Consider the following 12,190-nt stretch of genomic DNA (forward strand, 5'->3'; position numbering starts at 1 on the left):
TTATGAAACATATAAATAAATTTCTGTTACTATTCATTTCACTATCTATATTTACAGGTTGTGATAATTTTGAAAAGCTGAATACGGACCCGGATACAGCAACGACTGTCCCATCTTCGATGTTGGCTACCAAAGTGATCTATGAGGTAGTCCGGAAAGACCGTACCGTAAAAGAATATGTAAATGATGGCGTATTAGCCAAACAAATCGTATGGAACGAAGGCGTTTCAGACCTGCAGTATAATAATATCGGACGCGGCGATTTCGATGGTTTCCTACAGGTAACTAATTGCAGCGATATGGTAGCCAAGTCGCCCGGACAAAAGGGTTACGAAGGTCTGGCTCTTTTCTCCAAAGCGTACCTGCTCTATTATATCACCTTGAATATAGGAGATATACCTTATAGCAATGCCGGCGAGGGAGAAGATGGAAATACACGTCCTCCATACGAACCTCAGAAAGATGTAATGCTGAATATTCTCAGCGACCTGGACAAGGCTTACCAGGCATTCTCCGAAGCCGATGACGTAGCATTCGAAGGAGATATCATCTTCGGTGGAAATAAGGAGAACTGGAAGAAGACCATTACAGCATTCCAGTTGAAAGTCCTGATCAATCTGTCTAAAAAAGAAAGTGATTCTGATATGAACATCAAATCACGTTTTGCCGGTATCGTCCAAAACGGTTCTTTAATGACATCCAATACGGATAACTTCCAGCTGGTTTACAGAGATCAGCAAGGGATGAAATACCCTTTCAACGATTTGACATCAAACCAGACTAAATATGCAATGATGTCTTCCGTACTGGTCGACCAAATGAAAGAATATGAAGATTACCGTTTATTCTATTACGGTGAACCGTCTATCGCTAAAACAAACGAGGGCAAAGCGGAAAGTGATTTCGACGCTTATGTAGGAGTTGACCCGTCCCTTCCGTACGGAGAAGTATCGAAAGCGCATGGTGCCAATTTGTTCTGCCGTCCGAATCTACGTTACATCTCTGAAGCTCATGTAGAAGGTGAACCGCTGATACGCCTGGGATACAGTGAACAGCAATTCATCCTGGCAGAAGCTTGCCTGCGCGGCTGGATCAGTGGAAATGCCGGTGATTACTATAAAAAAGCGATCAAGGCGCATATGGAATTTGTCAGAGACTGCACACCGGAAGAATATGCTCACGGACGTGTAATGACAGACGAGTATATCAATTCCTATCTGGCTAATGCTAAAATCCAGCTGACCGGCTCCTTTGAAAAAGATCTGAAAAAACTCATTACGCAGAAATATATTTCTTATTATCTGCAGCACACGTATGAGGCTTATTATGATTACAGAAGAACCGGCTACCCTGTATTGCCGATCAATCCGGAATCAAGTAAGAATGTAACTGCTCCGGACCGTATACCTGTTCGCTACATGTATCCGGAACGTGAATACAATTACAACCGCACGAATCTAGAAGAAGCGTTAAGCCGTCAGTTCGGTGGAAGCGACAACATCAATGATGTCATGTGGATATTGAAATAAAACCGAACAGACTAAAGTCTGTCAGGAAACAAAGAAAGGGAGTGCCGGTGATCAGTTACTCCCTTTTTCGTATATATCATTAAAAAAAGACCTGTCCCATAATTTTATTGTAAAGTTAAGCAATAATATTCCGGTCATCCCGCTTGTTTATTACGAATAATTCGTAATATTGCATTTACTTAATTCATACAAATATGGTAAAAGCACTTTTTGCAGGCATATCGCTCATTCTGACGGTATCTGCACAGGCACAAAACGAGTTTACAATAAAAGGAAAGGTAACCGGATTAAAAGACAGTACCGTGATAATGCTCTACCGAAGTGACGGACGGGTCATGAGTTCGATCGCCCAGGATACAGTCTTTAATGAATCTTTCTGCTTTAAGGAGAAAACTGCGGAAGACAAGCCGGAAGCATTAATGATCATGGCGAGGGATAAAGATTTCCCCAGTACCTGGCTGGATGTATGGGTAGCTCCGAACACAGTCAGTACCGTCAGAGGCAATAATAAGTTGCTACGTACCTGGGATGTATCCAGTACTATCAAGGAACAGCAAATATTGAACCGATACAAGCAAGCTACAATCGACGAAACTAATCTGGATCAGGAGTTATCCATCGAAAGGATGAAGAAAATACCTCTTCTGCGATCCGGAAATCTTTCTACAGAGGAGAGTGAAAAGCTGAAAAGAGAAATGACCGAACTCGAAAAGAAACAAGATTCAGTAAGACACATCATCTCCAAAAAAGAGATTGAAATCATGCAGCAAACACCTGTAGAAACTATTTGGATGGACAAATTACGGGGATTAAGTATGGAGATGAAATACATGAAAGATTTTCCGTATAAAAAAGAAGTCTTTGCCCTGTATGAAAAACTATCGGATGACGAGAAACAATCAGCAATAGGTAAAGAAATTTCCGTCTATTTATATCCTCCCGTTACAGTCAAAGAAGGCGATGAAATGGCGGATGCCGACTTGTACGACCTGGCAGGGAACATCCATCATCTGGCTGATTACAAAGGGAAATATCTCCTGATTGATTTCTGGAGCCGTGGCTGTGGTCCTTGTATGATGGCTTTACCGGAAATGAAAGAGATATTCGAAACCCAAAAGGACAAAGTTACTGTTATCAGTCTGAGTACGGACACAGAAAAAGGCTGGAAAGAAGTCTCCAAGACAAAAGATATGCCGTGGGTAAACCTGAATGACTTTGGAGGAATGAGCGGACTGGCTGCAAAATATAACGTGAGAGGAATACCTCATTATGTCATTATCTCCCCCGAAGGAATCATCCTGCATTCTTGGAGCGGATACGGCAAAGGATTACTCAAACGCAAGCTCAACAAATGGATAAACAAGGCAAACCGTGTCATGACTGTAAAAAAGGAAGGGAACACGACGATCGTCGAGTCTCCGATAGAGAAATCCAGCAATACGGAAACGATAGAGATCAACCGAATAGAACTGACCGATACGGAAACTGTCTTTCACATGAAGGCATTCAATGCTCCGGGATATTGGGTAAGCATCAGCAAGGATACGTATCTGAAAACCGAAGACGGCACGCATTTTCCTTTGAAATCAGCAGACGGCATTACACCTGAAGAACGCTTCACCATGCCCGAATCGGGAGAATATTCTTTTAAACTGCATTTTCCTCCCCTGCCCGCTGACACAAAAACAGTCGATTTCATCGAAAGTGACTGCGATTCCTGCTTCAAAGTTTTAGGCTTGCCGCTGACGAAAGAATAGGATAACAGATGCCCATACAAAAAATAAGGGACTTTTGAAATGTTAAGACAGGACTTTTAAAAACGAAAGTCCTGACTTTTAACTTCAAAAGTCCCTTATTTTTTCAGCGTTGATTATCAAGCCTTTACAGCGATCACTTCGATCTCTACCAAACCATTCTTCGGTAAAGTCTTTACAGCGACAGCGGAACGGGCAGGGAAAGCGCCTTCGAATTGCGAAGCATATACTTCATTCATCGCTGCGAAATCACCCATATCAGCCAGAAATACAGTGGTCTTTACGACATCGCTGATTTCGTATCCAGCTTCCGTCAGGATAGCTTTTACATTCTTGAAAGCCTGGGCAGTTTGTTCCTTTACCGCTCCTTCCACGAAATTACCGGTAGCGGGATCGATACCAAGTTGTCCGGAAGCGAACAGCATATTTCCTACTTGTACAGCCTGGCTGTAAGGACCTATTGCGGCAGGCGCATTTGTTGTTGCAATAACTTTTTTCATTGTGTTTATCTTTTAGTTGTTTTGTTCATCGTTCATACGTTGGCGGACTACTTCATAGATCAGGATAGAACTGGCTACCGATACGTTCAGCGAACCGATCGTTCCGAACTGTGGTATTTTCACCATACTGTCGCAGATACGCAGGTTATCCATCGACACGCCTTTGTCCTCTGCTCCCATTACGATAGCGACCGGACCGTCATATTTAATAGATGTATAGTTTTCGTATGCTTTCTCGCTGGCAGCATAGACCTTCACGCCGCTTGCCTGAAGGAAACGGATGGATTCTTCAATGCTTTTCTCTTTGCAGACGGGCAGCACATGCAATGCTCCGGCTGAAGTTTTGATCGCATCCGCATTGACCGTAACGCTTCCTTTTGCCGGAATGACAATGGCATCCACACCGGCACATTCGCAGGTACGGGCTATCGCGCCGAAGTTACGGACATCCGTGATACCGTCCAGCAAGACGATAAAAGGACTCTTGCCCTGTTCGTAAACGAATGGTATAATATCTTCCAGACGCTGATAAGTGACAGCCGGAATAAAAGCGATCACGCCTTGATGATTCTTTCGCGTCAGGCGGTCCAGACGTTCTGCCGGTACACGCTGTACAGGAATCTCACGCCCTTTCAGCACTTCAAACAGTTCGCGGGAAAGTTCTCCCTGCAACTCGCGCTTTATAAGAATTTTATCTATTTCCTTATCGGCCTGAATAGCCTCGATCACGGCACGTATGCCGAATACCATTTCGTTTTCTTTCATCAAATATATATTAACTGTATGTTGTCAATTGAATGCGAATGCAAATATACAAACATTATTTTCTGTTTCGACGTTCCTTCACGCCTTGAATAAGAAATAATATTCCGGTAATGATAAGGGCAGAAGAGAGACCCGTATAAAAAACAGAGATAAAGGAGTCCGGTAATAAGCGGGAATGGCGGATTCCCATTCCTAAAATGATCATAAAAAACATCACAATCCAACCTTTGACATCAAAGAAAGAGAAAGGGCAATTCTTTTCTCCTTTTTGGGCGATACGCCGGCTATGTTTCCGGAATAAACGCAGAAATACAAAATTCAGGAATAACAGAAATACAATCACAGCCTCTCCCACTTTCAGTACTGAGTAATGTGCTTCGTGCATCCACGTAAGAATTCCGATCCGGAGAATATTAACTCCGGCTATGATCCATACGCAACCTGCTATAAATAATAATATCTGCTTATTGACTCTGAACATCCATTTACTTTTACTGCAATGCAAAAGTACGATTTTTAACGATATGTCCTAATTATTACAAGACTATGAAGCATTCTTTTCACTTTCCAATTCCTTGATTTCCTTATTCAGAAAAACAGAAAGGATAGTCCTTAAAACAACAATACCGCCAAGGATTGCCAGTTCGTCCAAACTGGGTTCCAGGACGGTTTTAAGAATATCGGAAGCGATCAGCAACTCCAATCCCAATAACAAATAAGTACCTAACTCAGCCCGCAAACGGCGGATATTGACAGTTGAATATTGTCCGGTGAATCGTTTGAGCTCATTTCCGAGAAAAGTGATAAAAGCAACCAGCGCCCCGTAAGTAACGATCAGTAAACTTACCACACTGATAGCCGTAGCCAGGATATTTAGAAAATGTGTAAACATGAGTTTATTCTTTATAATAGGAACAAACTCATGTTCAGGAAAGTTCAATCAGCAATTATCAGCTTCTGCGATACACTTCAGAACGTTTACTTTGCTGCCGTTTATTGTCGTTTTCTTTTTTATCCTTCTCTTTTTTGTCTTTATCGCGCTTATCATTGCGTTTATCATTGTTACGATAACTGTCGCTCCGCTTGTCGGATCTTTTATCTCTGTCATACCGGTCATTATTTCCCGGTTTCGAAGGTTTATTGAAATGCTGGTTATGATTTGGATTGGGGCGGTTATGATTGTCCGGACGCCACTGTCCGTTATCATGATGACCCGGGCGGTCATATTTACCCCGATACCATTTACCGTCATCAAAACGTCCATTCCATCGTCCGTTTGAATATTCCCATTGATTATGCCAGTAATGGTCTTCATAACGCCAGCAGACATCTGACGGGCGATAGTTCGGATAATGAGGATTGTTATACCAACCCTGATAATCATGGATACGCTGCGGACGTTCGCGGACAAAGCGAACATACAGACGGAACTGCGAAGGAGAAAGTACGCGTTGCAACCTGCGGTCGCGCTCCATACGCAGATTAAAGATCTTCTTTGCCGACTGGTCCCAGTAACGATAATGCTTACGGGCTTCCTTCTCTATCTTCTGACCGTATTTATGTACGATATTATGGTAATCGGCTGCCTGCCTCCCATTCAACCGCATGGCTTGTTCCATCCAGAGACAACTCTGACAATGGGGTTCATTCCAACCAAAACTGATCCAAAACTGAGCTTGTCCCGGCAAACTGCACAACAAAATCAACACACATATAAAGCTAATCCGTTTCATGACTTTTCGTTTTTAGTTAGTAATTACTACTATGACCAATTAAAGAAAGAATGGTTTAACGGTCCGATCAACGTTTGACCTTCAACAACTCTTTTGCGTTGGCTATAGATGCTCCCGTCAACGATGCGCCACTCAACATGCGCGCCACTTCCTTGATCCGTTCTTCTTTGTTGAGTTTCTTGATCCGGGTTATCGTACGTTCGGATGTATCTTCTTTATAAACAAAGAAATGATCTTTACCTTTGGCTGCAATCTGGGGTAAATGAGTAATCGTGATCACCTGCATCTTTGAACCCAGATCCTGCATAATATCCCCCATTTTATCGGCAATATCACCGGAAACACCCGTATCCACTTCATCGAAAATAATAGCAGGAAGAGCCGTGAATCCCGCAATCATTGCTTTTATACATAACATAAGGCGGGAGATTTCACCACCGGATGCTGTCTGGGCGACAGGTTGCAGTTCACCGCTCTTATTGGCGGAGAAAAGAAATCGGATATCGTCCATTCCATCGCTTTCCGGTTCCTGCCGGGAAACAAAATCCACGGCAAAACGGACATTCGGCATTCCCAGCGGAAGAACCATTTCCACCAGCTGCCTGGCTATTGCATTGGATGCAATCTTACGCTGTTCGCTTAAAACGGCTGCTTGTTGGAGCAGTTCCTGATGAGAGATATCCAGTTGCCCTTTCAGAGCATCGATCTGCTCGTCGAATGAATCGATATCGTGCAATTGTTCGGTATACTTATCCTGTATGGCTATCAGCTCCTCCACGGTGGCGACCCGATGCTTCTGCTCCAAAGTATACAGCGTATTCAGGCGTTCGTTCACCCATTCCAGACGTTCCGGATTAAATTCAATGTCTTCTTTCAGGACATCCGTCTCCGAAGCCAGGTCGTTCAGGTCGATATAAGCAGAGCGCAGACGTTCGGCTATTTCTTTGGCTTTCGGATAATACCGCTCCAACGAATCGACGGTGGAAAGGGCTTCTTTGATAAGCCGGACGCTCCCCTGTTCTTCGCCATTCAGCAATTCAGTGATTTTATATAAAGAACTCTTGATATCTTCGGCATGGGACAAGGTTTCCAACTCCTGCTCCAATTCTTCCTGCTCGCCTGCTACCAAACGGGCCTCTGCCAGTTGCTCCAGTTGGAAACGGATATAATCCTCTTCCTGCCGGTTCTGACCAGCCTTTTCTTCCAGCTCTTTCAACTCCCGCTTCAGGGATTGATAACGCCGGTATTCCTTGCGGTACAGGATCAGAAGTATTTCGTTTTCAGCCATTACATCGATCACTTTCAGCTGGAAACGGTTATCTCCCAGCAGCAGATTCTGATGTTGCGAATGGATATCGATCAGACGGCTTCCAAGCTCCTTCATTACGGTAAGAGGAACCGGTGAGTCGTTGACAAAAGCACGCGACTTACCGGAAGCGAACAATTCCCGGCGAAGGATACAAATATCCGGATCATACTCCAGGTCGTTCACATGGAAAAACTCTTCCAGCTGATATTTGGAGACATCGAAAGTAGCTTCCATCACGCATTTATCCGAGCCGTTCTTAATGCTCTTCCCGTCTGCCCGTTGCCCAAGCACCAACGAGAGGGCCCCTAAAATAATAGACTTCCCGGCTCCCGTTTCACCGGTGATGACCGAAAAGCCGTTATCGAACTGAATATCCAGGCTGTCGATTAAGACAAAATTCTGTATAAATAAAGATTTCAGCATAATACTTTTTTACTTTTTGAGCGGCTCCAGACGCGTAGTCATTGCCGGATACAGATTGGACAGCATTTTATATCCTTCCTGCTTTTCTGTCGTGGTCGCCTTGGAATAAATGGCAACGACTTCGTCCAGTTTGGAATCGGCAAACATCTGTAACAAGACAGAATTTGGCCGTGTTTTCTTCAATTCTTCCAGGGCAGGCAATAAAGAAAGGATCGTAGTACGCCCGCGATCGACATTTGCAGCCATTTCATCGAGTCCTTTCCGGTGATAATTATACCACATGTCACGATAACCCTCTGAGGAATTTTCGGTCAGCGCGGTTGCTATTGCATGGCGGTTACGGTCGCTGTCGAAGGCTTTCCACCCGTTCCATGACATTTGTGCCTGCGCCAGTGTAACGACCTGTTGTGCCTGTTGGAAGAAAGCACTTCCACCTTTCGGGGAAAAGCTGTCGAAATCAAGTCCCAGGATGGTGTACAAATAAAATATGATCGTAGCCGTAAGATTGTTATTCAAAGAATTTTCCGTATATTCCAACGGCTCGAACTCCGTATAATCGAAATCGAGCTGTGTGTCGCGGAAGTTCAACAGAGTAGTTATATAACTCGAATTATAGACCGGACGACTAGCCTGTACCTGTAATTCCGCCTTGAAACTATTATCGGAAGGCATCTCATTGATAATGATATTAAAAGTACAGTCAATCCGTTCGTTGATACCAAAGGTCGCATCCGTCCATTTCCGGTTATTGATAAACTCGATCAAAGCGTTCTGCAGCGTAGTAAACACCTGCTTGTTAGTTCCCTGGATCTTATCACTATTGATCTTCACCTGGGCGTTAAACTCATTTGCCCGATCTTGCGCCTTACCGATAAAAGGAATTGTTCCCAACAGGAACAGGAATAACAGTCTTTTAATCATTTTCATTTCAATAATGTTGCCAACTTGTTTACGATATCAGCAGCTACCCCTTGTTTGGACTTCAACGGATAACTGACCGATTCTCCCTGACGGTCGATAATGGATATTTTATTGGTATCGCAACGGAAACCGGCACCTGCATCACGAAGCGAATTCAACACGATGAAATCGAGGTTTTTCCGCTTCAACTTGCTTTCGGCATTCGTCGCTTCATTGTTCGTTTCCAATGCAAAGCCGACCAATACCTGCCCTTCCCGCTTGATAGCTCCTAAAGAAGCAGCGATATCCTTATTCGGAACCAGGTGCAGCGTCATCTCGCCCTTGCTTTCGCGTTTGATCTTTTCATCCGCTTGCGTCTCCGGACGGTAATCGGCTACTGCAGCACATAAAATACCGGCATCCGCATCCGGAAAGGCTGCCATAGCCGCCTCGTACATCTCTTCGGCGGACTCCACATCCACCCGATGTATATTCGGATGCACGGTTGTCAGCGATACCGGACCGGCAATCAATGTGACCTCCGCCCCTTGCTGTGCACAAGCCTCCGCCAGTGCAAATCCCATCTTCCCGGAAGAATAGTTACCTATAAAACGTACGGGATCAATCTTTTCGTACGTCGGACCGGCTGTTATTACAATCTTTTTTTTTTCAAGAACGGTTCGGGAAGCAAAAAACTCTTCCAAAACGGCAATGATCTTGTCCGGTTCTTCCATTCTGCCCTTGCCTACGAGATGGCTTGCCAACTCGCCTTCGGCAGGTTCGATAATATGGTTTCCGAAAGAACGGAGACGTTCCAGATTCTGTTGTGTAGAAGGATGGGCAAACATATCCAGGTCCATTGCCGGAGCCACAAACACCGGAGCTTTACATGACAGATAAGTCGTAATCAGCATATTATCTGCAATACCGTTCGCCATCTTACCGATTGTCGAAGCTGTTGCCGGAGCAACCAGCATGGCATCCGCCCATAATCCAAGATCGACATGACTGTTCCATGAGCCGTCACGGTTAGAGAAGAACTCGCTGATAACCGGCTTACTACTTAAAGCAGAAAGCGTTATCGGTGTAATGAACTCTTTTCCTGCCGGAGTGATCACAACTTGCACTTCAGCTCCTTTTTTTACCAATGCACGGATGATGTAAGCCGCCTTATAAGCCGCTATACTTCCTGTAATTCCCAGTATGATATGTTTACCTTTCAGCATCATTGTTGTTATTCAAATAAACACTCATCCGAAAGGGGTTTTAGTTTCATTCGGATGAAATCTGATTTTCTTCCGAATGAAATTTATTTTCCTCCCGGATGTATCTTTTTCTTATAAGCGCAACATCAGGATGTCGCGTGTTACCTTACTGTCAATATTATGATGTTCACCCAAATGCCAGCCCTGCTTGTCTACCGGAGCTGCAAGTGCATCCAAATCGCTTTCTTTGATGCCGCATTCGCTTAAACGGTTTTTCAGTCCCATACGACGGAAAAAGTCTTCGCAGGCCGTAATCGTTTTACGGGCACGTTCTTCTTCCGTTCCTTCAGTGATACCGAAGACAACTTCACCCATACGGGCTAGTTTGACTTGCTTTTCCTTGAACATATAGGTCATTACACCCGGCAAAAGGATAGCCAGCGTCTGTGCATGATCCAGACCGAACTGGGCTGTCAACGCATATCCCATACGGTGAGACGACCAATCCTGCGGAACGCCTTGTCCGATCCATACATTCAGCGCATTGGTGGCTGCCCACATCAGGTTGGCACGAATATCATAATCCTGCGGATGATCCAAAACCTTGATACCCTCGTCATAGATCACTTTCATCAGACCTTCGGAAAAGGCATCCTGCACTTTGGCATTCACCGGATAGGTAAGATATTGTTCTACAACATGGATAAAGGAATCGACAACGCCGTTGGCGACTTGTCTTGCCGGTAATGAATAAGTCACTTCCGGATCGAGTACGGCAAACTGCGGGAATACCAGCGAGCTTGCGAAATTCAGTTTCTCACGGGTTTCCGCACGCGAAATGACAGAACGTTCATTCATTTCGGAACCGGTTGCCGATAACGTCAATACAACGCCCAGGGGCAATGCTTTTTTGATAACGCCCCCTTTGGAAAGAATATCCCAGGGTTCGCCTTCGTAATAATAGGCTGCTGCAATAAATTTAGTAGCGTCGACAACGGAGCCACCTCCTACTGCCAGCAGGAAATCAATTTTCTTTTCTTTTACAATCTCTACCGCTTTCATGCAGGTTTCATAATGCGGATTGGCTTCGATACCCGGAAATTCGGTTACTTCAAAACCTTCCAACGCATTTGTTACCTGGTCGTAGATACCGTTTTTCTTAATACTTCCGCCTCCATAAACCATCAGTACCTTGCTTCCGGCAGGAATCAGGGCGGATAAACGTGCAATCGTACCTTTCCCGAATACTACTTTTACAGGATTGGCAAACTCAAAGTTGTTCATTGCTGTTATTTCGAATTAAAACCTCTCAATTTGATTTCGGTAAGCACTTTCTTCGTATTCAACGGGAAATCGCCATTCATGATCCAGGAGTAATAACCCGGGTCGTTCTTCAGCACCTCTTCCACCAGCTTGCCTTTGTATTTACCGAAATTGATGACTTCTTTACCATCTTCATTGTAAACCATACGGCCTGCAAAATCCACATTATTGGTGAAGCTGGAATATTTGGAAAGAAATTCCATATCGTTCTGCAAATCATCCGGATAACGGTCGAGCTGTGCTTTCAAAATCTCATAAGTCGCCATTGTATCGGCTTCTGCAGTATGAGCATTTTCCAGGCTCTTATCGCAATAAAACTTATAAGCGGCAGAAAGCGTGCGTTGTTCCATCTTATGGAAAATAGTCTGCACATCGATAAACTTACGCTTGTTCAGGTCGATATCCACTCCCGCACGAAGAAATTCTTCAGCCAGCAAAGGTATATCGAAGCGGTTGGAATTATATCCTGCCAAATCACAGCCTTCAATCTGCGCAGCCAGTGATTTTGCTATTTCTTTAAAGGTTGGGCAATCTTTTACGTCTTCATCCGTAATGCCGTGGATCGCTGTCGATTCCGGTGGAATGGGCATTTCCGGGTTGATACGTCTCGTTTTACACTCTTCTTTGCCGTTAGGGTGAACCTTCACAAAAGAGATTTCAACGATACGGTCTTTGACGATATTTATACCCGTAGTCTCCAGGTCAAAGAAGACTAACGGGTTTCTCAGGTTTAATTGCATTTTTTATTT

General features: G+C 44.3%; 12 protein-coding genes. 2 read left to right on the forward strand and 10 right to left on the reverse strand.

Translation table 11 applies throughout. The features are described from left to right. Positions 1-2 precede the first annotated feature (2 nt). Both DXD68_RS02255 and DXD68_RS02260 read left to right on the forward strand, forming a co-directional pair. Positions 3-1,529 (forward strand): SusD/RagB family nutrient-binding outer membrane lipoprotein, encoded by a 1,527-nt coding sequence (locus DXD68_RS02255; protein WP_122360113.1) that lies wholly within the window; start codon positions 3-5, stop codon positions 1,527-1,529. Between the two features lie 194 nt (positions 1,530-1,723). After that, positions 1,724-3,286 (forward strand): TlpA family protein disulfide reductase, encoded by a 1,563-nt coding sequence (locus tag DXD68_RS02260; RefSeq protein WP_122360114.1) that lies wholly within the window; start codon positions 1,724-1,726, stop codon positions 3,284-3,286. Positions 3,287-3,402: 116 nt separating this feature from the next. Here the strand turns inward: DXD68_RS02260 and DXD68_RS02265 are convergent, their stop codons facing one another. From DXD68_RS02265 to DXD68_RS02310, 10 genes are all read right to left on the reverse strand, one after another. Next, positions 3,403-3,783 carry a RidA family protein gene (locus DXD68_RS02265; protein WP_122360115.1) on the reverse strand — a complete coding sequence of 127 codons (381 nt, stop codon included), beginning with the start codon at positions 3,781-3,783 and terminating at the stop codon, positions 3,403-3,405. A 12-nt stretch (positions 3,784-3,795) separates the two neighbouring features. Then, complete coding sequence (gene rlmB, locus DXD68_RS02270; RefSeq protein ID WP_122360116.1) at positions 3,796-4,548, reverse strand: 23S rRNA (guanosine(2251)-2'-O)-methyltransferase RlmB; 753 nt, start codon at positions 4,546-4,548, stop codon at positions 3,796-3,798. 55 nt (positions 4,549-4,603) lie between these two features. Continuing rightward, complete coding sequence (locus DXD68_RS02275) at positions 4,604-5,029, reverse strand: hypothetical protein (protein ID WP_122360117.1); 426 nt, start codon at positions 5,027-5,029, stop codon at positions 4,604-4,606. A 63-nt stretch (positions 5,030-5,092) separates the two neighbouring features. Continuing rightward, positions 5,093-5,440 carry a DUF1622 domain-containing protein gene (locus DXD68_RS02280; RefSeq protein WP_122360118.1) on the reverse strand — a complete coding sequence of 116 codons (348 nt, stop codon included), beginning with the start codon at positions 5,438-5,440 and terminating at the stop codon, positions 5,093-5,095. Positions 5,441-5,498: 58 nt separating this feature from the next. Then, complete coding sequence (locus DXD68_RS02285) at positions 5,499-6,281, reverse strand: hypothetical protein (protein ID WP_122360119.1); 783 nt, start codon at positions 6,279-6,281, stop codon at positions 5,499-5,501. A 67-nt stretch (positions 6,282-6,348) separates the two neighbouring features. Continuing rightward, positions 6,349-8,013, reverse strand: coding sequence for a DNA repair protein RecN (gene recN / locus DXD68_RS02290; RefSeq protein WP_122360120.1), 1,665 nt, complete (start codon positions 8,011-8,013; stop codon positions 6,349-6,351). 9 nt (positions 8,014-8,022) lie between these two features. Next, on the reverse strand, positions 8,023-8,940 hold the full coding sequence (locus DXD68_RS02295) for a DUF4835 family protein (protein WP_122360121.1): 918 nt from the start codon (positions 8,938-8,940) through the stop codon (positions 8,023-8,025). Then, positions 8,937-10,139, reverse strand: a complete 1,203-nt coding sequence (coaBC, locus tag DXD68_RS02300) for a bifunctional phosphopantothenoylcysteine decarboxylase/phosphopantothenate--cysteine ligase CoaBC (protein WP_122360122.1) — start codon at positions 10,137-10,139, stop codon at positions 8,937-8,939. The genes DXD68_RS02295 and coaBC overlap by 4 nt, the downstream gene beginning before the upstream one ends. A 111-nt stretch (positions 10,140-10,250) precedes the next feature. After that, positions 10,251-11,402 carry an iron-containing alcohol dehydrogenase gene (locus DXD68_RS02305; RefSeq protein ID WP_122360123.1) on the reverse strand — a complete coding sequence of 384 codons (1,152 nt, stop codon included), beginning with the start codon at positions 11,400-11,402 and terminating at the stop codon, positions 10,251-10,253. Positions 11,403-11,407: 5 nt separating this feature from the next. Beyond that, a complete protein-coding gene (locus DXD68_RS02310; RefSeq protein WP_122360124.1) occupies positions 11,408-12,181 on the reverse strand; it encodes a 3'-5' exonuclease in 774 nt (257 codons plus the stop codon). Between the last annotated feature and the right edge of the window lie 9 nt (positions 12,182-12,190).

Origin of the sequence: Parabacteroides sp. TM07-1AC (genome assembly GCF_003480915.1) — a bacterium.
GTDB classification, from domain to species: domain Bacteria; phylum Bacteroidota; class Bacteroidia; order Bacteroidales; family Tannerellaceae; genus Parabacteroides; species Parabacteroides chongii.

Coding starts and splice junctions, on each gene's coding strand:
- DXD68_RS02255 (WP_122360113.1), top strand. CDS start 3: ATGAAACATATAAATAAATTTCTGTTACTATTCATTTCACTATCTATA.
- DXD68_RS02260 (WP_122360114.1), top strand. CDS start 1,724: ATGGTAAAAGCACTTTTTGCAGGCATATCGCTCATTCTGACGGTATCT.
- DXD68_RS02265 (WP_122360115.1), bottom strand. CDS start 3,783: ATGAAAAAAGTTATTGCAACAACAAATGCGCCTGCCGCAATAGGTCCT.
- rlmB (WP_122360116.1), bottom strand. CDS start 4,548: ATGAAAGAAAACGAAATGGTATTCGGCATACGTGCCGTGATCGAGGCT.
- DXD68_RS02275 (WP_122360117.1), bottom strand. CDS start 5,029: ATGTTCAGAGTCAATAAGCAGATATTATTATTTATAGCAGGTTGCGTA.
- DXD68_RS02280 (WP_122360118.1), bottom strand. CDS start 5,440: ATGTTTACACATTTTCTAAATATCCTGGCTACGGCTATCAGTGTGGTA.
- DXD68_RS02285 (WP_122360119.1), bottom strand. CDS start 6,281: ATGAAACGGATTAGCTTTATATGTGTGTTGATTTTGTTGTGCAGTTTG.
- recN (WP_122360120.1), bottom strand. CDS start 8,013: ATGCTGAAATCTTTATTTATACAGAATTTTGTCTTAATCGACAGCCTG.
- DXD68_RS02295 (WP_122360121.1), bottom strand. CDS start 8,940: ATGAAAATGATTAAAAGACTGTTATTCCTGTTCCTGTTGGGAACAATT.
- coaBC (WP_122360122.1), bottom strand. CDS start 10,139: ATGCTGAAAGGTAAACATATCATACTGGGAATTACAGGAAGTATAGCG.
- DXD68_RS02305 (WP_122360123.1), bottom strand. CDS start 11,402: ATGAACAACTTTGAGTTTGCCAATCCTGTAAAAGTAGTATTCGGGAAA.
- DXD68_RS02310 (WP_122360124.1), bottom strand. CDS start 12,181: ATGCAATTAAACCTGAGAAACCCGTTAGTCTTCTTTGACCTGGAGACT.